The organism is Shinella sp. 1A1 (assembly GCF_055379515.1).
The window spans coordinates 1,874,152-1,897,150 of the sequence record NZ_AP039671.1 but is presented as its reverse complement, the minus strand read 5'-3'; the positions used below and the strand labels follow the sequence as shown (position 1 = coordinate 1,897,150).

Sequence of the window (22,999 nt, the reverse complement as noted above, 5' to 3'; positions counted from 1 at the left end):
GACGATTGCCGGAGCGCCGACCTTGCAGGACATCACCCATCTTTCCGCCCTTGCCCTTTCCGCCGCCATCGCCGAGCGCCGGCTCGATTGCCGCACGGTGATGGCCGCCTATCTTTCGCGCATCGAGGCGGTCAATCCGCGCATCAACGCCATCGTCAGCCTTCGCCCGGCCGAGGCGCTGCTCGCCGAGGCGGAGGAGGCCGACCGGGCGCTTGCGGCCGGGAACTATCGCGGCTGGCTGCACGGCATGCCCTTCGCGGTGAAGGACCTTTCCGAGGCAAGGGGCATCCTCTGCTCCTTCGGCTCTGCGAACTACGCGGATTTCGTGCCGGACTATGACGACATCCACGTCGAGCGCATCCGGGCGGCCGGCGCCATCATCATCGGCAAGACCAATGCGCCGGAGATGGGGCTCGGATCGCACAGCTACAACCCGGTCTTCGGCGTCACCCGCAATCCTTATGACACGGCGAAGAGCGCCGGCGGTTCTTCCGGCGGCGCGGCGGCGGGGCTGGCGGCGCGGATCCTTCCGGTCGCCGACGGCAGCGACATGATGGGATCGCTGCGCAACCCTGCCGCCTTCAACAATGTCGTCGGCTTCCGTCCGTCCTTCGGCCGGATTCCCTCGCTCGGCAGCGAGCTCTTCCTCGGTCAGCTTGCCGTCAACGGGCCGATGGGACGCAGCGTCGCCGATGTGGCCGCGCTCCTTGCGACCCAGGCCGGGCACGACCCGCGCGATCCGCTTTCGCTGCGCGACGAGGACCTGTCGCTGGACGGAAGCCGCGACCTTTCCGGCGCCCGTGTCGGCTGGCTCGGCGATTTCGGCGGGTACCTTCCCTTCGAGCCGGGCGTGCTGGAACTGTGCCGTGCCTCGCTCGATGTGTTCCGCCGGCTCGGCTGTACGGTGGAGGATGTTCCGCCGGGCTTCGACATGGCGCGGCTCTGGCAGGTCTGGCGCACGCTTCGCCATTTCCTCGTTTCCGGCGGGCAGGCCGCCGACTATGCCGATCCGGAACGCCGGGCGCGCATGAAGCCGGAGATGATCTGGGAGATCGAGCACGGCCACGACCTTACGGGAGCGGAGATCTATGCCGCCTCGCTCGGCCGCAGCGACTGGCACCGCCATGTCGCCGGGCTTTTCGACACCTACGATTTCCTGATCCTGCCCGCCGCGCAGGTCTTCCCCTTCGATGCGGAGCTGGACTGGCCGAAGGCGATCGACGGGCGGACGATGGACACCTATCACCGCTGGATGGAGGTGGTGATCGGCCCGACGCTCGCCGGGCTTCCCGTCGCGGCCATGCCGGCCGGCTTCGGCGCGAACGGGCTGCCCGCCGGCATCCAGATCATCGGCCCGGCGCGGGGCGACCGGGACGTGCTCGCCGCCGCCGCCGCCTATGAGCGGGCGACGGACTGGCTGGCCCGATATCCCGAATTCTAGGGAGTCCGGCCCTTCGGACACGCCAGCGCCGCATTTTCGTGAAAGGCACGCTTGCCGGGTGTTGAGGACCGCCCGGCCGCATTCCTTCAAAAACATGAGGCGCCGTTTAGGAATTGCTTACCATATTTCGTCATTCTTTGCTCGTTCGGCAGACACCCGGGACGCGTGATCCCCACTGCCGCCAGCGTAAAGGCCTTCGGACTGTTTTTTCCGCGGCCGCGTCGAGTAACGAGTATCGGGTAACGAGTATCATGGCGTCTGTGTACAATTCCGCGCGTTCCGCGTCGAAATCCCGTGGGGGCCGCTCCGGGGGTATTCTTCTCGGTGCATTGATTGCTTGCGGCGTCATTGCCGGGTCCGCCTGGGCTGTCGTTTCGACGCTCGGCGCGATGCAGGATGCCGCTTCCTCCCTTTCGGACGGAAAGAAGAATATCGCCGCTTCCCTTCTCACCGCCACGCCCGGCGTCGAGAAGAACCAGCCGGCGCGCATGATCAAGGTCGCGAAATTCTCGCGCCTTTCGCCGCCCTCCGAGAGCGAGATCCGCCAGAAGCAGCTTACCGCCGAAGCGATCCAGGCCGCGCATCAGCGCAAGATTTCCGTCCAGCTCGCTTCCGCCGTCAAGCGCGAGAAGGCCAAGGCCCTGATGCTGGAAGCCGCCTTCGCCCGCGCCGAGCGTTCGGTGGAACAGGAGAAGGCCGTGAGCGGCCAGCCCGCGCTGGTGACGGCGCTGCTGCCGAATGACGTTTCCGCCCGCAAGGATCTCCAGCCCTTCGGCCTCGTGATGAAGAAGCCGGAAGAGGAAAAGTCCGAGGAGGATATGATCCTCGGTGAAATCCCGCTGCCCGAAGCCCGGCCGGCGCTGGAGACCGTCACCATCGAGCGCAAGCCGGCGGAGGAAAAGCCCGCCACCCGCACCGCCCGCGAGGAAAGCAAGGACAAGGACGACGACAAGGATGTCGCCGCCATCGTCAAGCCGGAGCGCTCGCTCTTCGGCGGCCTCTTCTCGGGCAAGAGCAGCACCGGCTGGCCGGGCAAGGGCACGCGGGTCGCGATCTACGACGTCTCGGCCGCGACCGTCTACATGCCCGACGGCACCAAGCTGCGCGCCCATTCCGGCATCGGCAAGATGCGCGACAACCCGAATTACGAGCATGTGAAGATGAGCGGCCCGACGCCGAAGGGCATCTATCGCCTGAGGATGCGCGAGCAGCGTTTCCACGGCGTCGAGGCGATCCGCATGCTGTCCGTCGATGGCCGCGATCCGAAGAACCGCACGGGCCTGCTCACGCATACCAACCTTCTGCGCAACCAGAAGGGATCGCACGGCTGCGTCGCCTTCCAGAACTACGAGCCGTTCCTCAATGCCTTCAAGCGCGGCCATGTCACCATGATGGTCGTGGTGCCGGAACTGCCGTCCTCCCGCACGCAGCTCGCCGCGCTCTATCGCAAGGCGGGGGCGTAAGGAGAAATACCCCTCCCTAAATCCCTCCCCACAAGGGGGAGGGACTTAACGTGCCGCGTCCTTGGCATTCCATTTTGAACGATGAGCAAGCCTCCCGCTGGGCGAAATGCCGGCAGGCAGAGGGTGATCGCGTCACACCCGCTCGACGAAGCCGTCGAGCACGCGTTTCTGGCCGGCGCGGTCGAAATCGATCGTCAGCTTGTTGCCCTCGACCGCCGCCACGTTGCCGTTGCCGAATTTCAGGTGGAAGACCCGGTCGCCGATCGAAAATTGCGACGGCTCGCTCGTGGTCGACTTGGCGACCAGCTCGCCCTCGATGGTGCGGCCGCGCGGGCCGCTCTCGCCGTAGCCGATGCGCTCGACCGCGTGGCCGGAACGTGAGCCCCAGTTGTCCCGCGTCGCATCCGTGCGGTTCGCCTGCGCGCGCCGCCAGCCGGGTGTCGAATAGGCGTTCTGGAACGGCTCCTGCTTGTCGAAGCGCGACTGGCCATAGCCGCCGCGGCCGTAACCGCCATAGGACTGTTCCACCTCGGCCACTTCGACATGCGTTTCCGGCAGCTCGTCGAGGAAGCGCGAGGGCAGGGTGGATTGCCACAGGCCATGGATCCGCCGGTTCGAGACGAACCAGATGTGGCAGCGGCGTTTCGCCCGCGTGATGCCGACATAGGCGAGGCGGCGTTCCTCCTCCAGCCCCGAGCGGCCGCCCTCGTCGAGCGCGCGCTGGTGCGGGAAGAGGCCTTCCTCCCAGCCGGGCAGGAAGACGGTCTCGAATTCGAGGCCCTTGGCCGAATGCAGCGTCATGATCGAGACGGCGTCGAGGTTCTCGTTCTGCTCGGCGTCCATGACGAGCGAGACGTGCTCCAGGAAGCCGCGCATGGACTCGAAGGCCTCCATCGAGCGGATGAGTTCCTTGAGGTTTTCCAGCCGCCCCGGCGCTTCGGCCGACTTGTCGGCCTGCCACATGGCGGTATAGCCGCTCTCGTCGAGGATCTGCTCGGCAAGCTCGGTATGCGGCATCGTCTCCAGCAGCGACTGCCAGCGGCGGAAATCGGTGACGACGTCGAAGAGCGCCTTGCGCGCCTTCGGCTTCAGTTCGTCCGTATCGATGATCTCGCCCGCCGCCGCGAGCATCGGAATGTCGCGGGCTCTCGCATAGTCGTGCAGGTTGCGGATCGTCGTGTCGCCGAGGCCGCGCTTGGGCGTATTGACGATGCGCTCGAAGGCGAGGTCGTCGGCCGGCTGGCTGACGAGGCGGAAATAGGCGAGCGCATCGCGGATCTCGAGCCGCTCGTAGAAGCGCGGGCCGCCGATGACGCGATAGTTGAGGCCGAGCGTGACGAAGCGGTCTTCGAATTCGCGCATCTGGAAGGACGCGCGCACGAGGATCGCCATGTCGTTCAGCTTGTGATCCTTGCGCTGAAGCTGCTCGATCTCCTCGCCGACGGCGCGGGCTTCCTCCTCGGAATCCCAGGCGGCGTGCACGACGACCTTGTCGTCGTCGGGGTCGTGCCGGTCGGTGAAGAGCGTCTTGCCCAGCCGGTCCTCGTTATGGGCGATCAGATGGCCGGCGGCGCCGAGGATATGGGCGGTGGAGCGGTAGTTGCGCTCCAGCTTGATGACTTTCGCGCCCGGGAAATCCTTCTCGAAGCGCAGGATATTGTCGACCTCCGCGCCGCGCCAGCCATAGATCGACTGGTCGTCGTCGCCGACGCAGCAGACGTTCTGCGGCGTGCCCTTGGGGCGCTGGGCGAGGAGGCGCAGCCACATATATTGCGCGGTGTTGGTATCCTGGTACTCGTCGACGAGGATGTAGCGGAACTTCTGGTGATATTCGGCCAGCACGTCGGGATTGGCCCGGAACATGCGGATCGGGTGCAGCAGCAGGTCACCGAAATCGCAGGCGTTCAGCGTCTTCAGGCGGTTCTGGTAGGCGACGTAGAGTTCGCGGCCCTTGCCGTTGGCGAAGGCGCGTGCGTCTCCCTCCGGAATCTGCGCCGGATCGAGGCCCTTGTTCTTCCAGGTGTCGATCATGCCGGCGAATTGCTTGGCCGGCCAGCGCTTGTCGTCGATGCCCTCGGCCTGGAGGATCTGCTTGATCAGGCGCACCACGTCGTCGGTGTCGAGGATCGAGAAGTCCGACCTGAGGCCGACGAGTTCGGCGTGGCGGCGCAGGAGCTTGACGCCGATGGAGTGGAAGGTGCCGAGCCAGGGCATGCCCTCCACCGCGCCGCCGACGAGGAGGCCGATGCGCTCCTTCATCTCGCGCGCCGCCTTGTTGGTGAAGGTCACGGCGAGGAGCTGGCTGGGAAAGGCGCGGCCGGTGGCGAGGATATGGGCGATGCGGGTGGTGAGCACCCGCGTCTTGCCGGTGCCGGCGCCGGCGAGCACCAGAACGGGGCCGTCGAGCGTCTCGACCGCCTCGCGCTGCTCGGGATTGAGGCCGGAGAGATAATCCGGCGCCCGGTTGGCATCGCGGGCCGCCATGGCGCGTGCGGCGATGCCGAGGCCGCCGGCCGGCTTGGCCGGTGCCGCGGGCTTTCCACCGAGCTGCGGGTCCTCGTCGAAGAAGGGAATGTCGTCGTAACCGCTGATCATGCGGCTCAATGTAGTGATTCGGTCCCGAAAGGCCAGTTTTCCGTTCTGCTTTTATTCCGCGGGGAAGAACTAGGGCCGAAAGATTGTGGAAACCGCCGCCGTCCGGGCCCTTGCGGGGCCGCCGGCGGAGACGACGTCCCCGTCGAGGGAGGGGAGGTCCGGCTCGGCGGAATTCTCCACTTTTTCTTACATTTCGGTAACAGACCGGCCCGGCTATCTTACAATTTCGTAATGATCGTACTCTTTCATTGCCGGTTCATTTCCAAAGCGGGATACTTGCTCTATGTCGCGTCGCAACAGGCGATGTTTCGCTTCCATCGGAGAGTGTGTGCATGCGGGTTTGGAAACAGCTCCTCATCGGCCTTGGCGTGATCGCGGCGGGGGTGTTGCTTTGGGGCCGCTTCGTTCCGGGAGCGAACGGCATGCTGGAGGCCGCGGGCCTGCCCGAAGGGCTCGTCGCGGCCATTGCGCCGGCCGGTGACGGCAAGGCCGAAGGCGGGAAAGAGGGTGGTGGACGCCGCGGTTTCGGCGGCGGGCCGACGCTCGTCGCCACAAGGCCCGTCGCCATGGCCGTCGTCAACGACCGGCTGAACGCCATCGGCGACGGCGAGGCGATCCGCACCGTGACGGTCACGCCCTATTCGACCGGCAACCTCACGGAAGTCCTCGTCGAATCCGGCGAGCGCGTGGAACAGGGGCAGGTGATCGCCCGGCTCGACAGCGACGAGCAGAAGATCGCCGCCGACCAGGCGCGCGTCGCCCGCGACAGCGCGGAGCAGAAGCTCAAACGCATCCAGAACCTGCGCTCCTCCACCAGCCTTGCCGACCTGCAGGATGCCGAGACCGCGCTGAAGGCGGCGGAACTTGCCCTCAGGAATGCGGAACTGACGCTCCGCCGCCGCGACATCACCGCGCCCTATAGCGGCGTGGTCGGCATCATTTCGGTCAATCCCGGCGATTACGTCACCACCGCCTCGGCGATCGCCCGCATCGACGACCGCTCGGAAATCCTCGTCGACTACTGGGTGCCGGAGCGCTTTGCCACCAGCGTGCGTGTCGGCAGCGATCTGACGGCGACGGCCGTCGCGCGGCCGGGGGAGACCTTCACCGGCAAGATCCAGGCCGTCGATAACCGCATCGAGCAGGAAAGCCGGACACTGCGGGTGCGGGCACGCATCAGCAATCCCGAGGACGTGCTGCGCGCCGGCATGTCCTTCCAGGTGAACATGCGCTTCGAAGGCGACTTCTATCCGAGCGTCGATCCGCTGGCGATCCAGTGGAGCGCCGACGGCTCCTATATCTGGAAGCTCAAGGGCGACACGGTCGAGCGCGTGCCGGTGCATATCGTCCAGCGCAATCCCGACAAGGTGCTGGTGAAGGCCGCGCTTGCCGAGGGCGACGCCGTCGTCACGGAAGGCGTGCAGACGCTGCGCCCGGGCGGCGCGGTGCGCACGGCCGAGGAGAAGACCCCCGCCGTGACGGAGGGCTCGTGATGTCGGGTGAGGCAGGCGGGCTCAACGATACCGGCACGGCGGGCTTTACCGCGCTCTTCATCCGGCGGCCGATCTTCGCCCTCGTCCTCAACACGCTGATCGTCGTCGCCGGCCTTGCCGCCTTCAACGGCGTGGAGATTCGCGAGCTTCCTTCCGTCGACCAGCCGGTCATCAGCGTGACGACCACTTTCGACGGCGCTTCGCCCGAGACGGTGGACCGCGAGCTGACCGACGTCATCGAGGGCGCGGTCTCCCGCGTGCAGGGCATCAAGGATATCTCCTCGGTCTCGTCCTTCGCGCGCAGCCGCGTGACGTTGCAGTTCTCGGATACGACGGACGTCAACCAGGCCGCCAACGACGTGCGCGATGCGCTCGGCCGCGTGGCCAACAAGATTCCGGACGGCGCCGAGGAGCCCCGCGTCGTGAAGGCCGACGCGGACAGCCAGCCGATCATGCGGCTTGCGCTGACCTCCGATACGCAGTCGCTCGAAGACCTGACGCTGCTCGCCGAGAACGAGATCACCGACCGTCTCGCCTCGGTCGAGGGGGTCGCGGACGTCGCCGTCTATGGCGACCAGGAGAAGATCTTCCGCGTCGACGTCGACCAGTCGAAGCTCGCGGCACGCGGCCTGACGGTGGCGGACCTGCGCAACGCGCTGGCGACCGCCGCCTTCGACGTGCCGGCCGGCTCGCTGAAGAGCCGCAGCCAGGACATCACGGTGCGTGCGACGGCCGACCTTGCCAAGCCCTCCGACTTCGAGAACCTGATCCTCAAGAACCGCGTGCGCCTCGGTGACATCGCCATGGTGACGCTGGGGCCGGACGAGGGCTCGACCGCGCTGCGTTCCAACGGCCGCCAGGGCATCGGCCTCGGCATCATCCGCCAGGCGCAGTCCAACACCCTCGACATTTCCGAGGGCGTGAAGCAGATGGTCTCGCGCCTCGGCACCATCCTGCCCGAGGGCACCCAGCTCAAGATCACCAGCGACGATGCCGTCTTCATCGACGGTGCCATTCACGAAGTGGAGATCGCACTCGTCGTCGCCGTGCTGATCGTGACGCTCGTCATCTATCTCTTCCTGCTCGACTGGCGCGCGACGCTCATTCCGACGATCAGCATGCCCATCGCGCTGATCGGCACGATCGCGGCCATCTACATGGCCGGCTTCTCCGTCAACATCCTGACGCTGCTGGCCATCGTGCTGGCGACAGGCCTCGTGGTGGACGACGCCATCGTGGTACTGGAAAACATCGTGCGCCGGCGCGCCGAGGGGCTGAAGCCGCGCGCGGCGGCGATCCACGGCACGCTCGAAGTGTTCTTCGCCGTCATCGCGACGACCGCGACGCTCGCGGCCGTCTTCGTACCGCTGTCGTTCCTGCCGGGGCAGGCGGGGCGTCTCTTCCGCGAATTCGGCTTCGTGCTGGCCTTCGCCGTGCTGCTCTCCTCCTTCGTGGCGCTGACGCTCTGCCCGATGCTCGCCTCGCGCATGCTGACCAAGGAGGTCAAGCATGAGCACACCGGCATTCTCGCCCGCATCGGCGGAGCGGCCTCGCGCTTCTATCGCTCGACGTTGAGTGCCTGCCTTGGCGCGCCCTTCGTCGTCTTCCTCGTGGCGCTGCTCTTCACGGCGGCGGGGGCGACCTCGTTCTTCACGATCAAGTCGGAACTGACGCCGAGCGAGGACCGGTCGATGGTCATGCTGCGCGTGAACGCGCCGCAGGGCGTGTCGCTCGATTATGCGCAGGACCAGATGAAGGTGGTCGAGAACAAGCTGCGTCCGCTCTACGACGACGGCGAGATCGTCAACATCTTCTCCATCTCGGGGCAGGGCGGCTCGACGAACAGCGGTTTCATGGTGCTGACGCTGGCGCCGTGGAGCGAGCGCGACCGCACGCAGCAGCAGATCGTGCAGGACATCAACGCCGCCGTGGCAACGGTGCCGTCCGTGCGCGCCTTCACCATGCAGCCGAACAGCCTCGGCATCCGCGGCGCCGGCAACGGCCTGCAGGTAGCGCTCGTCGGCAACGATTATACCAAGCTCGGCAGTGCGGCGGCCGAACTCGTGCGCAAGATCGAGGACAGCGGCCGCTTCCAGAACGTGCGTCTCAACTACGAGGCCAACCAGGCGCAGCTTTCGGTGACGATCGACCGCGAGCGCGCCGCCGACCTCGGCATCGACATCACCGGCCTTGCCGCCGCGCTGCAGGCGATGCTGGAGGGCACCAGCGTCGTCGACGTCTATGTCGAGGGGCAGGCCTATCCGGTGAAGCTCTCCTCCACCACGACGCCGATCAACGATCCGATGGACCTGGAGAACATCTTCCTCAAGACCGGCGACGGCAAGATCGTGCCGATGTCCTCCATCGCCTCGCTGGAGGAAAAGGCCGTCGCGCCGCAGCTCTCGCGCGAGCAGCAGCTTCGCGCCGTCTCGCTTTCCGCCGGCCTCAAGGACGGGCTGGCGCTCGGCGATGCGCTGAAGATGGTGCAGGACATGGCCGAACCGCTGCTGCCGGAGGGCTCGCGCCTGATGCCGATGGCGGAAGCCGCGACGCTGCAGGAGAATTCGAGTGGCCTCGTCGTCACCTTCGGCTTCGCCATCGCCATCATCTTCCTCGTGCTGTCGGCGCAGTTCGAAAGCTTCGTCAGCTCCATCATCATCATGGTGACGGTGCCGCTCGGGCTTGCCTGCGCCGTCTTCGCAATGATCCTGACGGGGACGACGCTCAACATCTACAGCCAGATCGGCCTCGTGCTGCTCGTCGGCATCATGGCGAAGAACGGCATCCTCATCGTGGAATTCGCCAACCAGCTGCGCGACCGCGGGCAGGATATCCGCAGCGCCATCGAGAACGCCTCGAACATCCGCCTGCGTCCCGTGCTGATGACGATGATCGCCACCGTCGTCGGGGCGGTGCCGCTGGTGCTGGCAAGCGGGGCGGGCGCAGAAGCGCGCATCTCGCTCGGCTGGGTGCTCGTCGGCGGCCTCGGCCTTGCGACGGTGGTGACGCTGTACCTGACGCCGGTCGCCTATCTGGTGATCGCCCGCTTCACGAGCCCCCATGCCGACGAGGAAAAGCGCCTTGCCGCCGAGCTGGAGCATGCGCGCATGCTCGCAAAGGGCGATGAGGCCGAGGTCCTGCCGCTGGCGGCCGAGTGATCGCCGCCGGCAAAGGTGGCGACAAGCCGATATTGCGGCTGGACAGCCGGGCGGCAATTTGCTGAGTAAATCCCCACGAATGTGAGGACGTTACGATGGCATTGGCGGATATCAGGACCGGGGCGCGCAACGAGGCTGGCATTGCCGAGGCGCTCGCGCGCCTTGCCGAGCGCTTCGGGCCGCGATTGCAGACGGGCGAGGCGATGCGCGCCCAGCACGCGCATACCACCACCTATATTCCCGCCCAGCTTCCCGACGGGGTCGTCTTCGTGGAGAATGCCGAGGAGGTGAAGGCGGTCGTCGGCCTTTGCGCCGAACTCAAGGTGCCGGTCGTTCCCTTCGGCACGGGCTCCTCGCTGGAGGGGCAGGTGAATGCGCCCGAGGGCGGCATCTCCATCGATTTCAGCAACATGAAGCGTGTGCTCGAGGTCAATGCCGAGGACCTCGACTGCACGGTCGAGCCCGGCATCACCCGCGAGGAGCTGAACCTCTACCTGCGCGACACCGGCCTTTTCTTCCCCATCGATCCCGGCGCCAATGCCTCGATCGGCGGCATGACCTCGACGCGCGCCTCCGGCACCAATGCGGTGCGCTACGGCACGATGAAGGACAACGTGCTTGCCGTGACCGCCGTGACGGCGACGGGCGAGGAGATCCGCACTGCCCGCCGGGCGCGCAAATCCTCGGCCGGCTACGATCTCACCCGCCTCTTCGTCGGCGCGGAGGGCACGCTCGGCGTCCTGACCTCGGTCACGCTGCGCCTCCAGGGCATTCCCGCGGTGATCGCCGGCGGTATCTGCGGCTTTCCGACATTGAAGGACGCCTGCAATGCGGTGATCATGACGATCCAGCTCGGCATTCCCGTCGCCCGCATCGAGCTGCTCAACACGCTGCAGATCAAGGCGTGCAACGCCTATTCGGGCCTCACCCTGCCGGAGCAGCCGACGCTCTTCCTCGAATTCCACGGCAATGAGGAAAATGTCCGGCTGCAATCGGAGGAGTTCGGCGCCATTGCGGCCGAATGCGGCGGTGGCGCATTCCAGTGGACGGCGGACGCTGAGGAGCGCGCCAGGCTCTGGAAAGCGCGGCACAATGTCTACTGGGCGTCCAAGGCGCTGCATCCCGGCTATGCCGCCATCGCGACGGATGTCTGCGTGCCGATCTCCCGGCTGGCCGACTGCGTGGCCGAGACGGAACGGGACATCGAGGAGCACGGCCTGCTGGCGCCCATCGTCGGCCATGCCGGCGACGGCAATTTCCATGTCAGCCTGATCTTCGACGACACGGACGCGGCGCAGATCGCCGGGGTCGAGGCCTTCGTCACCCGGCTCAATGCGCGGGCGCTCGCCATGGACGGTACCTGCACGGGCGAACACGGCATCGGGCAGGGCAAGCAGGCCTTCCTGCCGGGCGAGCTCGGCGGCGCGGTGCATCTGATGCGGCAGATCAAGCAGGCGCTCGACCCCGACAACATTCTCAACCCCGGCAAGATTTTTTCGACCCTGCCGGAGAATTAGACGTTATCGTGAAGCGATTGAACGGAATTCGAGGCATGCGGCGTGCTTTCTAGGATCGGGCTCTTTGTCGGCGGCGTGGTGGTCGTGGCGCTGTTCGCGGCGCTGCTTGCCCCGCTCTTCGTCGACTGGACCAGTTTCCGGCAGGATTTCGAGCGCGAGGCGAGCCGCATCATGGGGCGTCCCGTCACCGTGCATGGCAGCGTCGATGCGCGGCTGCTGCCATTTCCCTCCGTCACGCTGAGCGACGTGCGCGTCGGCGCGCCGGAGGACGGCAAGCCGCTGGTGGAGGTCGAGCGCTTTTCCATGGATGCGGAGCTTGCGCCGTTCCTTTCCGGCGAGGCGCTGATCTTCGACATGCGCATCGAGGAGCCGAAGGCGCGCGTCAAGCTGTTTTCCGACGGCACGCTCGACTGGGCGCGCGGCCTGAAATCCGACATTCCCGCCAAGACGGTCATCCTCGAAAATGTTGCGATCACCGGTGGCGAGATCGAATTCGTCGACGAGCAGACCGGCCGCACGCGCCACGTCACCGGCCTCGACGCGCAGGTTTCGGCCAAGTCGCTCGGCGGGCCCTGGCGCATCGACGGGCGCGCGGCGCTCGACGGCGAGACCGGCGCCTTCCAGCTTGCGAGCGGGCAGGTGGAGAATGGCGAGCTCTCGATGCGCGCCCGCATCGTGCCGGACCGGCTGTCCTTCAGCGCCGATCTCGACGGCGTGCTGAAGGTGGTGGACTTCCGGCCGCAATACCAGGGCGGCTTCACGCTCGCGGAAAAGCCGCGTCCCAAGGGCGAGGCGACGGCCGATCCGATCCGCGTCGCGGGCAAATTCGAGCTTTCCAACGAGCGCATCCGCGTTCCCGAATACCGGCTGGAGGCCGGGCCGCAGGACGATCCCTATGTGGTGACCGGCGAGGCGACGCTCGATACGGGTCGCGCGCCGGAATTCCTGCTGATCGCCGACGGCCAGCAGATCGACGTCAGCCGCATCGGCAACAGGGGAGAGGGCGGCAAGACCGGCCGCAACCCGCAGGTCTCCGCCCGCCAGCGGCTCCAGGCGCTGCTGGCGATCGCCGCCGACATCCCCATTCCGCAGGTGCCGGGGCGGGCAAGCCTGTTCCTGCCCGCCGTGGTCGTGGGAGACACGACGGTGCGCGAGATCCGCCTCGATGTGAAGCCGGACGGCAACAGCTGGCGGATCGACCGCGCGGATGCGCAATTGCCCGGCCGCACCGCGCTGGAGGCCAAGGGCCGCCTGACGCTCAGGAACAATCGCGGCTTCGTCGGCAATCTTCTGGTGGCGTCCAACCAGCCGTCGGGCCTTGCCACCTGGTTGGCCGGTTCCGTCGATCCGGAAATCCGCAGGCTGAAGACCGCGGGCTTTTCGGCCGACGTGAACCTCACCGACGATTTGCAGCGTTTCGAAAACCTCGAAATCGCCGTGGACGGCGCCTCGCTCACCGGCCGGCTGGAGCGCGAATCCCGCGCCGACGCGGCCCCGACGCTTTCGCTGCAACTGCGCGGCGACGAGGTGGAGCTGGAATCGCTGCAGGCCCTTGCCGGGCTCTTTGCCGGCGATGCCTCGCTGCCGGCCGTGCTCGGCCATTCCATCGCGCTCGATATCAAGGCGGATCATCTAAGTGCCTTCGGCGAAAGGGCCGATGGCGTCGAGGCCGTGCTGTCCGCGAAGGACGGGCTTCTCACGCTCAGCCGCTTTGATGTCGCCTCGCTCGCGGGCGCTGCGCTTTCGGCGAAAGGCACGCTCGGCGGCACGCTGACCGAGCCGAGCGCCGGGCTAGACGTGACGCTCAAGGCGGAGGCCATGCAGCCCGTCGCCGATCTTCTGGCGCGCCACCTGCCGGCCCACCCGCTGCTCACCCGCTTCGTCGCCAATGCCAGCTACTACGACAATGCGAACCTGTCGCTGCGCGCCACCGTTTCCAGGGAGGAGGGCGGCCCCGCCACCTTCACGCTGGCGGGGCCGGTCAATGACGGGCGTGTCGATCTCAAGCTCTCGGCGTCCGGCCTTACGCAGCTTCTGGAAGGGCGCGGCTTTGCGCTGGAGGGCAGCCTCTTCAATCCGCAATCCGTGGTGCTGGCCGGCCAGTTGGGCCTTGATCCGCTTCCCTTCGACGCCGATCCCGACGGCAGCGTCACCTTCAGTGTCGACCAGCCGGAGGAGGGGCCGGCTATGGTCTCGGCGGCGTTCAATGCCGGCAGGACGTCGATCTCGGCCAAGGGCACGGCGGCGCTTTCGGCAGCGGACTTCCTGACGGGGGCGCTCACCCTTTCGGCGAAGAGCGACGATATCGAGCCCTATCTGATGATGAACGGCATCGCATTGCCGCAGGGCGGCGCGGGGCTGCCGCTGACCTTGCAGGCATCGGTCGACACCAGCGCTGAAGCCATCGCCATTACGGATATCTCCGGCGAGGCTGACCGCAACGGCTTTTCCGGCGGGCTGGCGCTCGACCGGGCGGCACCGACGCTTGCCGGGACCGGCGCCCTTCGCTTCGACACCCTCGACTTCGCCTTCCTTGCCGAGGCCGTGGCGGGGCCTGTGACCGATGCCGCGGAAGGCGGGCTCAATGCCGCGCCGCTCGGCCGGCCGCTGCTTGAGAATGCGGACCTTGCCGTGGCGCTCGATGCCGGCGCGTTCTGGCCGGGGCTTTACGGCGCGGTGGAGGTGTTCAAGGGCAATCTTGCCTGGAAGGGCGGCGAACTGACGCTGACGGACATGGCCGGCGACTGGCTGGGCGGCAAGCTTTCGGGCCGCCTCAAGGTGGCTAATTCCGAGGAGAACGGGTTGTTCGAGGCGCGGGTCGCGCTTTCCGGGGCCGATCTGTCGAAAATCGTCTGGACGAGCCCCGACGGCGCGATCGCGGGCGGCAAGGCGGATGTGACGCTTGCCGTGGATGCGTCCGGCAAGAGCGTGCGGGCCATGGCCGAAGGCGCGAGCGGTTCGGGCGAGGCGCGGGTGGCCGATTTCGTCGTGCGCGGCATCGATACCGGGGCGTTCCCCTCGCTGCTTTCGGACGCGGACCGGATCGAAGGCGATGTCACGCCCGAGCGGGTCGCGGGCTTTGCCGAGGATGCCGTGCTGAAAGGCGAGGCGGCGCTGGGGACCGTGCGCATTCCCTTCGCGCTCGCCAGCGGTAAGCTGCGCGTCCAGAACGTGACAGCGGAGGACGCTAGGGCGGCGCTTTCCGGCGATGCGGATATCGACCTTGCCGATGAGAGCATGACCGGCCGGCTTGCCGTGACCTACAAGGCCGGCGAGGAGGCACTGGCGGGGGCGGAGCCGGAAGTGGCGCTCGGCTATCGCGGCCTTGTGGACGCGCCGGGCGTCGAGTTCGATGTTCAGCCGCTCGCCAATTACCTGTCGCTGCGCCGCTTCGAGACGGAGCGGCGGCGCGTGGAGACATTGCAGGCCAACGTGCTGGAGAAGCAGCGGCTGCGCCGGGAGGCCGCGCTCTATCGCGCACGCGCCGAGGCACGCGCGGTGGAGGCCGAGGCGGCGCGGCTGCGGATGGAGGAGGAAGAGCGCTTGCGCGCCGAAGCGCGGGCGCGGGCCGAGCAGGAGCGTGCGGCGCAGGCCGCCGAAGAGGCAAAGCGCAAGGCTGCCGAGGATGCGCGCCGGGAGGCGGAAGCGCAGGAGCAGGCGAGACGCCTTGCAGAAAAGAAGGCTGCCGAGGACGCGCGCAAGGCCGAAGAGGAGGCCGCGCGCCGACGCCTGCCTGTCTCGCCGGAGGAAGGCGTCGAGCGCGGCGGCGAGTTGCCGCCCGTCGGCAATGGGCAAAGCCTGAATTTCGACGCGCTGCCCGGCGTCAATTGAGCGAGGCGTCGCCCGCCCGCTGCTTCAGCCATTGCAGGACGAAGAGACGCAGCGCCGAGGACAGGTTGCCCTCGACGCCGCGCGCATCGTCGATCTCCCTGAGAAGCGCGGCCAGCGGCATGGCGCGCGCGTCCGCGATGCGTTTCAGCTCGTCATGGAATGCCGGCTCGAGCGAGAAGCTCGTACGGTGGCCATGCAGCGTGGTGGAATATTTGCGGATCATGCCGTCCTCACGGGATGATTCAGGCCGTTGGCGGATCGATTCCGGGGATGCCGGCAAGGCGCTGGGATATCAGCCTTTTTCGCCGTCCGGGGCATCGCCGGGCCGCTCGATGCGGCCCTGCTCCAGCGTCTTTTCCGCCTTTTCGTTCAGCGCTCGCGTCAGGGATTTCTCCGCCTTCGTGCGGCCGAAGGCGACGCGGTTCTGCTCGGCCTGCTTCTCCTTGTCGGAGCGTGCTTTCTGCTTACGGAACTGGCGGAGATTGACGACGTCGCCGCTCATCGGAAAGGCTCAGTTCTTCTTGCGGAAGGAATCGAGCGAGACGACCGAGCCGCCCTTGTTGTCGCCGCCGCCGGTCGGGGGCACCGGCTCTTCGGCGGCATCCTCGGCCTTTTCCGGCGCGGCGGGATAGGCCGTCACCTCTGCGGAATGATCCTCTTCCTCCTCGACCGCCGGCACGTCGAACTCCAGTTCGAAGCTGACGGACGGATCGTAGAAGCCGCGGATCGCATTGAAGGGGATGACGAGCTTTTCCGGCGTATCGGAGAAGGAGAGGCCGATTTCGAACAGGCTCTCGGTGACCTTGAGGTCCCAGAACTGGTGCTGGATGACAATGGTCATCTGCTCGGCATATTTCGCCTTGAGGTGCTGCGAGATGCGCACGCCGGGGGCGTTGGTCAGGAAGGTGATGAAGAAATGGTGCTCACCGGGCAAATGGCCCGTGACCGCAACTTCGGACAGAACCTTGCGAATGACGCTGCGCAGCGCGTCCTGGGCGAGAATGTCGTAGCGAATGTGGTCTTGCGCCATCCGTTCCTGTCTTTCTTCCTGCCCTTGTATTCGGGCATTCTTCGTTTGCTTCATGCCTTCCGGCACGAGTCATCTGGCACAGCTATAGACCATTTCAAGGGATTGGAGAAGGTGAAGGCTTCTGTTGCCAGGTGCCTTCGGACCCCGCCTGCCGGTGCGACCCGTCAGGACTTTGAGTGAAGTGTCACACCGCCATTAGGCAGCGAGACGAGCTTCCGCATAGTTGTCGTTTGCAACTACAAGTTTAGCCCGATAACGGTGGTACAATGCCGAGCAAAAAGTCGATCTTTACGCCCTTGTCGATCCTATTTCGCCCCCATCAAAAGCCGGTCCGTCGAAATCGACCGGTTTTTGGTGGAGGCGCCGGGTACCGCCCCCGGGTCCAATGGGTTTATTACACCGCCCGTTTATTGCCATAGCTGCCGAAGCAGCACTCCACATATAGGCATTCCGGGCGCGCAAGAAAAGGGCTTTGTGACAGAGATTTTGCCCCGCGGCCGGGCAGGCGTTCATTAGCGCTTGACTTGCCGCCATGCGTTGAAAAACATGGGCATGCGGCGGGACCCCCATGACGGCGGCAGCCGAATGATCGTAGAGGAGACACCATGACCGACTATCTCGCAGATGTCCGCAAGTATGACAGCGGTGCCGACGAGGCCATCGTCAAGAAGATCGTGAGCCATCTGGGCATCGCCCTGCGCAACCGCGACTCCTCGCTCGTCTCCTGCTCCGACCCCGAAGAACTCAACCGCGTAAAGGAAAAGTGGTGCGGCAAGAAGCTCGGCATCACGGGCGACGCCGCCGACAAGGCCGTCGAAGCCGTCTGCAAGGCGATGGCCGACGACCGCTCCAAGTCGCGCGTGACCTTCTACTATCTCACCGCCAAGGAACTCGGAAAGCTCGGCGCGCTCGCCTGAGGAAAGCCGGGAAAATCCCATTTCTCCCTTTGGCCGCCGCCGCTTCGGCTCTAGTATCGAACGCTGGACAACGAATCGGCGGCGACCATGCAGCAGTATCTCGACCTTCTCGCCCATGTGATGGAAAACGGCACCGACCGGGGTGACCGGACCGGCACGGGTACGCGCGGCGTCTTCGGCCACCAGATGCGCTTCGACCTTTCCGAAGGTTTCCCGGTGCTGACCACCAAGAAGCTGCACCTGCGCTCCATCATCCACGAGCTGCTGTGGTTCCTGAAGGGCGACACGAACATCGCCTATCTGCGCGACAACGGCGTCACCATCTGGGACGAATGGGCCGACGACAACGGCGACCTCGGCCCGGTCTACGGCTACCAATGGCGCTCCTGGCCGACCCATGACGGCCGGCATCTCGACCAGATCGTCGCCGTCCTCGACAGCATCCGCAACAATCCGAATTCCCGCCGGCACATCGTCTCGGCCTGGAACCCGGCGCTGGTCGACGAGATGGCGCTGCCGCCCTGCCATTGCCTCTTCCAGTTCTACGTGTCGGACGGCAAGCTCTCCTGCCAGCTCTACCAGCGTTCCGCCGACATTTTCCTCGGCGTGCCCTTCAACATCGCCTCCTATGCGCTGCTGACCATGATGGTGGCGCAGGTGAGCGGGCTGCAGCCGGGCGACTTCGTGCACACGCTGGGCGATGCCCATATCTATTCCAACCATTTCGAGCAGGTGCGCGAGCAGATGAAGCGCCGGCCGAAGCCCTTGCCCTTCATGAAGATCAATCCCGATTTGAAGGATCTTTTCTCCTTCAAATTCGAGGACTTCACCCTGATCGGCTACGAAGCCGATTCAAATATCAAGGCACCCATTGCCGTCTGATTTCCAGGAGAGCCCGAGCCGCATGAGTGAAGCCAGGATCGTTCTCGTCGTGGCCGTTGCGAGAAACGGCGTGATCGGCCGCGACGGCGACCTGCCGTGGCGGCTGCCTTCCGATCTCAAGCGCTTCAAGGCGCTGACCCTCGGCAAGCCGGTGCTGATGGGGCGCCGGACCTGGGATTCGATCGGCCGGCCGCTGCCGGGGCGCCCGAATATCGTCATCACCCGCGACAGGGCCTTTTCCGCGCCCGGCGCGGAGGTGGTCGCCTCGCTCGACGCGGGACTGGCGGCGGCGGGCCGCGCGGCCGAGGCGCTCGGTGTCGACGAGATCTGCGTCATCGGCGGCGGGCAGATCTATGCGCAGGTCTTCGACCGCGCCGATATCCTCCACGTCACCTATGTCGAGGCGGAGGTCGAGGGCGACACGCGGTTTCCGGATATCGACCCCGGCCTTTTCGACAAGGTCGTCGAGGAGCCCATTCCGCAGGGCGAGAAGGACAGCCACGCCATGCGCTTCGTCACCTGGCGGCGCCGGAAAACCGCCTGAATTTCGCCGATCACGAACTATTTTGCCGCACGGGCGCGCAACGCGCCGTGGATTTGTTGAAAGGTGCCCGAGGGATACCTATAACGGGTTCACCTAGCGTTGCGCGGCGAAACAATCTGCGAAATGCTTAGAACAAACGATGGAGCGTTGCCGCATCCGCGGAAGCGCTCCAAGGGGATGCAAAGAAAGAGGTATTGATGCCCTGGAGCAATCAGAATGGCGGCGGCGGCCCTTGGGGCGGCGGCGGCGGAAACAATCAGGGGCCATGGGGGCAGGGACCGAACCGCCCCCGCGGCGGCGGTGGTGGCGGCAATGGCGGCCCGCCGGACCTTGAGGAGATCATCCGGCGTGGCCAGGACCAGCTTAAGAACGTCATGCCCGGCGGCTTCAACGGCGGCATCGTCGTTATCGCGCTGCTGCTCGTCGGCGTCTTCTGGCTGATGAACGCCATCTATACCGTCCAGCCGGACGAGCGTGGCGTCGAGCTGCGCTTCGGCAAGCCCAAGCAGGAAGTCTCCATGCCGGGCCTGCATTTCCATTTCTGGCCCTTCGAGACCGTCGAGCTCGTCAAGATCACCGAGCAGCAGCAGAATATCGGCCGCCGCGCGGCCTCTGCGAATTCCGACAAGTCCGGCCTGATGCTGACGGGCGACCAGAACATCGTCAACGTCCAGTTCTCGGTGCTCTATTCGGTCACCGACCCGCAGGCCTATCTCTTCAACCTCGAATATCCGGCCGAGACGCTGCAGCAGGTCGCCGAAAGCGCGATGCGTGAAGTCGTCGGCCGCCGTCCGGCCCAGGACATCTTCCGCGACAACCGTCAGGCGATCGCCGAGGGCGTGAAGTCCACCATCCAGGCGACCATGGACGCCTATGGCGCCGGTCTCTCGATCAACACCGTCGCCATCGAGGATGCGGCCCCGCCGCGCGAAGTCGCCGATGCGTTCGACGAAGTGCAGCGCGCCGAGCAGGACGAAGACCGTTTCGTCGAGGAAGCCAACCAGTACGCCAACCAGAAGCTCGGTCTTGCCCGCGGTCAGTCCGCGCAGATCCGCGAAGAGGCGGCGGCCTACAAGGACCGCGTCGTCAAGGAAGCGGAAGGTGAGGCGGCACGCTTCCTCTCCGTCTACGAGCAGTACAAGGCCGCTCCCGACGTCACGCGCAAGCGTCTCTTCCTTGAAACCATGGAAGGCGTGATGAAGAGCTCCAAGAAGGTCATCATCGACGAGAAGCAGGGCGGACAGGGTGTCGTTCCGTTCCTTCCCCTCAACGAACTCGGCCGGACCACCGGCCAGCAGCAGGCGGGAGGCACGCAGTGATGGGTAACCGCGTACCGGCAATCCTGATCGCCATCGGCGTTCTTCTCTTCATCGCCTATTCGTCCGTCTTCGTCGTGAACGAGCGGCAGCAGGCCATCGTGCTGCGCTTCGGCCAGATCAAGGACGTCAAGACGGAGCCCGGCCTCTATTTCAAGCTGCCCTTCGGCTTCATGGACGCCGACAGCGTCCAGTACATCCAGGACCAGGCGCTGCGCTTCGACCTCGACGATATCCGCGTCCAGGTCTCGGGCGGCAAGTTCTACGAGGTCGATGCCTTCGTGGTCTACAAGATCACCGATGCACGCCGCTTCCGTGAAGCGGTCTCGGGCGACCGCGAAGCGGCGGAAGCGCGCCTGCGTACCCGTCTCGACGCGGCCCTGCGCCGGGTCTACGGTCTGCGCGGCTTCGAATCCGCGCTGTCGGAAGAGCGCGCCTCGATGATGCGCGAAGTCCGCGGCGAGCTGACGAACGACGCTTCGAACCTCGGCCTTACCATCTCCGACGTCCGCATCCGCCGTACCGACCTCACGCAGGAGGTCTCGCAGCAGACCTACGACCGCATGAAGGCCGAGCGTCTTGCGGAAGCCGAGCTCATCCGCGCCCGCGGTAACGAGGAAGGCCAGCGCCGCCGTGCCATCGCCGACCGCCAGGTCGTCGAGTTCGTCGCGGCCGCCCAGCGCGATTCGGAAATCCTGCGAGGCGAGGGCGAGGGCGAGCGCAACCGCGTCTTCGGCGAAGCCTTCTCGCAGGACCCGGACTTCTTCGAGTTCTACCGCTCGATGAGCGCCTACCGCAACTCGATGAATTCGGCCGACACGACGCTCGTCCTGTCGCCGCGTTCGGAGTTCTTCCGCTTCTTCGAGGATGCGTCGGGCCAGAAGCCCGCGGCCGCCTCGGGCGCGACCAACGGCGCGGCGGCGACGCCCTCCACGGCAAACTGAGAACGCTTCCGTGTCCGATTTCCTGACGGGGATCGCGTTCTTCCTGATCATCGAGGGGCTGGTGTACGCACTGGCCCCTTCGGTTTTGAGGCGCATGGCGCAAATGCTGCCGCAGATTCCGGAGAACCAGTTGCGCACCTCCGGGCTCGTCGCCGTCGCGCTTGGCGTCGTGATGGTATGGTTCATCCGCGGGGCGTGAAACCCGCCCTTGCGGCCCGTGGCCAATGCGGGCAAGACTTGACGGCAAATCATCGCGGTCGACTGATTTTCGCCTCATGGCGGGCAAAGACTGGCCGCGACCCAGCAGACGAAAGAGGATGCCGAACATGGCTTTGAAGACCAGGTCCAACGTAGCCCATGCGGCACTCGCGCTCGCGGTGAGCCTTTCGCTCGGCGCAGGGCCGCTCGCCGTTCCGGCAAGGGCCGAGGTGAAGCCCGCAGGCCCCGAATCCGTCGCCGACCTCGCCGAGGGCCTGCTCGACGCGGTGGTCAACATCTCCACCTCGCAGAACGTCAAGAGCGACGACAAGGCGCCCATCCCGCAGGTGCCGGAAGGCTCGCCCTTCCAGGATTTCTTCGACGATTTCTTCAAGGGCGAGGACGGCTCGAACCAGCCCCAGACGGTCAATTCGCTGGGGTCCGGCTTCGTGATCGACCCCAAGGGCTTCATCGCCACCAACAACCACGTCATCGAGGGCGCCGACGACATCGAGGTGAACTTCGCCAACGGTTCCAAGCTGAAGGCCAAGCTGGTCGGCACGGACCCGAAGACCGACCTTGCGCTCCTCAAGGTGGAGCCGAAAGCGCCGTTGAAGGCCGTGCCCTTCGGTGATTCCCGCACCATGCGCATCGGCGACTGGGTGATGGCGATCGGCAATCCGTTCGGCCTCGGCGGCTCGGTGACCGTCGGCATCATTTCCGCGCGCGGCCGCAACATCAATGCCGGCCCCTACGACAACTTCATCCAGACGGACGCCGCCATCAACCGCGGCAATTCCGGCGGCCCGCTGTTCAACATGAAGGGCGAGGTCATCGGCATCAACACGGCGATCATCTCGCCGTCGGGCGGGTCGATCGGCATCGGCTTCTCCGTGCCGACGGAGCTTGCCGAGAATATCTTCCTCCAGCTTCGCGACTACGGCGAGACGCGCCGCGGCTGGCTCGGCGTGCGCATCCAGCCGGTCACCGACGACATTGCCGAAAGCCTCGGCATGACGGAGACCAAGGGGGCGCTGGTCGCGGGCGTCATCAAGGGCGGGCCGGTCGACAACGGCTCGATCATGACGGGCGACGTCATCGTCCGCTTCGACGGCAAGGACGTGCACGAGATGCGCGACCTGCCGCGCGTCGTCGCCGAAAGCCCGGTGGGCAAGGCGGTCGACGTCGTGCTTCTGCGCGGCGGCAAGGAGATGACCGTCAAGATCACGCTCGGCCGCCTGGAAGACGGGGAAAAGCAGGCGGATCCCGCCGACGAGGCGACGCCGGACGAGGGCACGACCGAGGAGGGAACGGCCCCCGATACCGAGGAGCAGGCGCTGCCGAAGAACATCGAGACCGTTCTCGGCATGGGCATCGGCGAACTCGACGAGGATGCGCGCAAGACTTTCAACATCGTCGAAAGCGTCAAGGGTGTGGTGATCACCGAGGTCGCACCGGGCTCGGCCGCCGCCGAGCGCGGCATCGTGCCGGGCGACGTGATCGTCGAGGTCGGCCAGGAGGCCGTCACGACGGCGGAAGAGGTCAAGAGCCGTGTCGCCAAGCTGAAATCGGAGGACCGGCGCAACGTGCTGATGATGGTCTCCAACCGCACCGGCGCGCTGCGCTACATCACCGTGCGCATCGACTGACGGAAAGCCGAGTCCCGTCAG

Annotated in this window: 17 protein-coding genes and 1 other RNA gene; 13 read left to right on the top strand and 5 right to left on the bottom strand. The window is 66.0% G+C overall.

Annotation, left to right across the window (positions count from 1 at the left end; translation table 11 throughout):
* The first annotated feature begins 22 nt into the window (after positions 1-22).
* Positions 23-1,441 (top strand): amidase, encoded by a 1,419-nt coding sequence (locus ACZ48C_RS09445; protein WP_464780942.1) that lies wholly within the window; start codon positions 23-25, stop codon positions 1,439-1,441.
* 389 nt (positions 1,442-1,830) lie between these two features.
* Positions 1,831-2,904, top strand: coding sequence for a DUF2778 domain-containing protein (locus ACZ48C_RS09440; protein WP_162911311.1), 1,074 nt, complete (start codon positions 1,831-1,833; stop codon positions 2,902-2,904).
* A 132-nt stretch (positions 2,905-3,036) separates the two neighbouring features.
* On the opposite strand, the gene ACZ48C_RS09435 is transcribed toward ACZ48C_RS09440, so the two are convergent.
* On the bottom strand, positions 3,037-5,499 hold the full coding sequence (locus ACZ48C_RS09435; protein WP_464780941.1) for an ATP-dependent helicase: 2,463 nt from the start codon (positions 5,497-5,499) through the stop codon (positions 3,037-3,039).
* 332 nt (positions 5,500-5,831) lie between these two features.
* On the opposite strand from ACZ48C_RS09435, the gene ACZ48C_RS09430 reads away from it, so the two are divergent.
* The 4 genes from ACZ48C_RS09430 (at position 5,832) to ACZ48C_RS09415 (ending at position 15,498) form a co-directional block, all read left to right on the top strand.
* On the top strand, positions 5,832-6,992 hold the full coding sequence (locus ACZ48C_RS09430) for an efflux RND transporter periplasmic adaptor subunit (RefSeq protein WP_424549600.1): 1,161 nt from the start codon (positions 5,832-5,834) through the stop codon (positions 6,990-6,992).
* Complete coding sequence (locus ACZ48C_RS09425; protein ID WP_119256032.1) at positions 6,992-10,150, top strand: efflux RND transporter permease subunit; 3,159 nt, start codon at positions 6,992-6,994, stop codon at positions 10,148-10,150. The genes ACZ48C_RS09430 and ACZ48C_RS09425 overlap by 1 nt, the downstream gene beginning before the upstream one ends.
* Positions 10,151-10,245: 95 nt before the next feature.
* Positions 10,246-11,667, top strand: coding sequence for an FAD-binding oxidoreductase (locus tag ACZ48C_RS09420; RefSeq protein ID WP_464780940.1), 1,422 nt, complete (start codon positions 10,246-10,248; stop codon positions 11,665-11,667).
* A gap of 42 nt (positions 11,668-11,709) precedes the next feature.
* Positions 11,710-15,498: an AsmA family protein gene (locus ACZ48C_RS09415; protein WP_464780939.1), complete on the top strand. Its 3,789-nt coding sequence runs from the start codon at positions 11,710-11,712 to the stop codon at positions 15,496-15,498.
* Here ACZ48C_RS09415 and ACZ48C_RS09410 read toward each other — a convergent pair.
* The 4 genes from ACZ48C_RS09410 to ssrA all read right to left on the bottom strand — a co-directional run bounded on the left by ACZ48C_RS09410 (position 15,491) and on the right by ssrA (position 16,999).
* The gene (locus ACZ48C_RS09410) at positions 15,491-15,721 is read right to left on the bottom strand and encodes a ribbon-helix-helix domain-containing protein (RefSeq protein ID WP_464780938.1); all 231 of its coding nucleotides are present in this window, start codon (positions 15,719-15,721) and stop codon (positions 15,491-15,493) included. The genes ACZ48C_RS09415 and ACZ48C_RS09410 overlap by 8 nt on opposite strands.
* Positions 15,722-15,790: 69 nt before the next feature.
* Complete coding sequence (locus tag ACZ48C_RS09405; RefSeq protein ID WP_454633247.1) at positions 15,791-16,000, bottom strand: DUF4169 family protein; 210 nt, start codon at positions 15,998-16,000, stop codon at positions 15,791-15,793.
* A gap of 9 nt (positions 16,001-16,009) precedes the next feature.
* Positions 16,010-16,528: an SspB family protein gene (locus ACZ48C_RS09400; RefSeq protein WP_424549605.1), complete on the bottom strand. Its 519-nt coding sequence runs from the start codon at positions 16,526-16,528 to the stop codon at positions 16,010-16,012.
* 110 nt (positions 16,529-16,638) lie between these two features.
* Positions 16,639-16,999, bottom strand: a transfer-messenger RNA (tmRNA) gene (ssrA, locus tag ACZ48C_RS09395).
* Positions 17,000-17,133: 134 nt separating this feature from the next.
* On the opposite strand from ssrA, the gene ACZ48C_RS09390 reads away from it, so the two are divergent.
* From ACZ48C_RS09390 to ACZ48C_RS09360, 7 genes are all read left to right on the top strand, one after another.
* Positions 17,134-17,445: a DUF2853 family protein gene (locus ACZ48C_RS09390; protein WP_119256044.1), complete on the top strand. Its 312-nt coding sequence runs from the start codon at positions 17,134-17,136 to the stop codon at positions 17,443-17,445.
* 87 nt (positions 17,446-17,532) lie between these two features.
* Positions 17,533-18,327, top strand: a complete 795-nt coding sequence (locus tag ACZ48C_RS09385) for a thymidylate synthase (RefSeq protein WP_464780937.1) — start codon at positions 17,533-17,535, stop codon at positions 18,325-18,327.
* Positions 18,328-18,349: 22 nt separating this feature from the next.
* Positions 18,350-18,871, top strand: coding sequence for a dihydrofolate reductase (locus tag ACZ48C_RS09380; protein ID WP_464780936.1), 522 nt, complete (start codon positions 18,350-18,352; stop codon positions 18,869-18,871).
* A 197-nt stretch (positions 18,872-19,068) separates the two neighbouring features.
* A complete protein-coding gene (gene hflK, locus ACZ48C_RS09375) occupies positions 19,069-20,190 on the top strand; it encodes an FtsH protease activity modulator HflK (protein WP_318909304.1) in 1,122 nt (373 codons plus the stop codon).
* A complete protein-coding gene (gene hflC, locus ACZ48C_RS09370) occupies positions 20,190-21,131 on the top strand; it encodes a protease modulator HflC (protein ID WP_119256048.1) in 942 nt (313 codons plus the stop codon). The genes hflK and hflC overlap by 1 nt, the downstream gene beginning before the upstream one ends.
* Before the next feature lie 10 nt (positions 21,132-21,141).
* Positions 21,142-21,330: a DUF2065 domain-containing protein gene (locus tag ACZ48C_RS09365; protein WP_313192813.1), complete on the top strand. Its 189-nt coding sequence runs from the start codon at positions 21,142-21,144 to the stop codon at positions 21,328-21,330.
* A 127-nt stretch (positions 21,331-21,457) separates the two neighbouring features.
* Complete coding sequence (locus ACZ48C_RS09360) at positions 21,458-22,978, top strand: Do family serine endopeptidase (protein WP_318909297.1); 1,521 nt, start codon at positions 21,458-21,460, stop codon at positions 22,976-22,978.
* The last annotated feature ends 21 nt before the right edge of the window (positions 22,979-22,999 follow it).

Coding starts and splice junctions, on each gene's coding strand:
- ACZ48C_RS09430 (WP_424549600.1), top strand. CDS start 5,832: ATGCGGGTTTGGAAACAGCTCCTCATCGGCCTTGGCGTGATCGCGGCG.
- ACZ48C_RS09385 (WP_464780937.1), top strand. CDS start 17,533: ATGCAGCAGTATCTCGACCTTCTCGCCCATGTGATGGAAAACGGCACC.
- hflC (WP_119256048.1), top strand. CDS start 20,190: ATGGGTAACCGCGTACCGGCAATCCTGATCGCCATCGGCGTTCTTCTC.
- ACZ48C_RS09425 (WP_119256032.1), top strand. CDS start 6,992: ATGTCGGGTGAGGCAGGCGGGCTCAACGATACCGGCACGGCGGGCTTT.
- ACZ48C_RS09440 (WP_162911311.1), top strand. CDS start 1,831: ATGCAGGATGCCGCTTCCTCCCTTTCGGACGGAAAGAAGAATATCGCC.
- ACZ48C_RS09405 (WP_454633247.1), bottom strand. CDS start 16,000: ATGAGCGGCGACGTCGTCAATCTCCGCCAGTTCCGTAAGCAGAAAGCA.
- ACZ48C_RS09390 (WP_119256044.1), top strand. CDS start 17,134: ATGACCGACTATCTCGCAGATGTCCGCAAGTATGACAGCGGTGCCGAC.
- ACZ48C_RS09435 (WP_464780941.1), bottom strand. CDS start 5,499: ATGATCAGCGGTTACGACGACATTCCCTTCTTCGACGAGGACCCGCAG.
- hflK (WP_318909304.1), top strand. CDS start 19,069: ATGCCCTGGAGCAATCAGAATGGCGGCGGCGGCCCTTGGGGCGGCGGC.
- ACZ48C_RS09420 (WP_464780940.1), top strand. CDS start 10,246: ATGGCATTGGCGGATATCAGGACCGGGGCGCGCAACGAGGCTGGCATT.
- ACZ48C_RS09360 (WP_318909297.1), top strand. CDS start 21,458: ATGGCTTTGAAGACCAGGTCCAACGTAGCCCATGCGGCACTCGCGCTC.
- ACZ48C_RS09410 (WP_464780938.1), bottom strand. CDS start 15,721: ATGATCCGCAAATATTCCACCACGCTGCATGGCCACCGTACGAGCTTC.
- ACZ48C_RS09380 (WP_464780936.1), top strand. CDS start 18,350: ATGAGTGAAGCCAGGATCGTTCTCGTCGTGGCCGTTGCGAGAAACGGC.
- ACZ48C_RS09400 (WP_424549605.1), bottom strand. CDS start 16,528: ATGGCGCAAGACCACATTCGCTACGACATTCTCGCCCAGGACGCGCTG.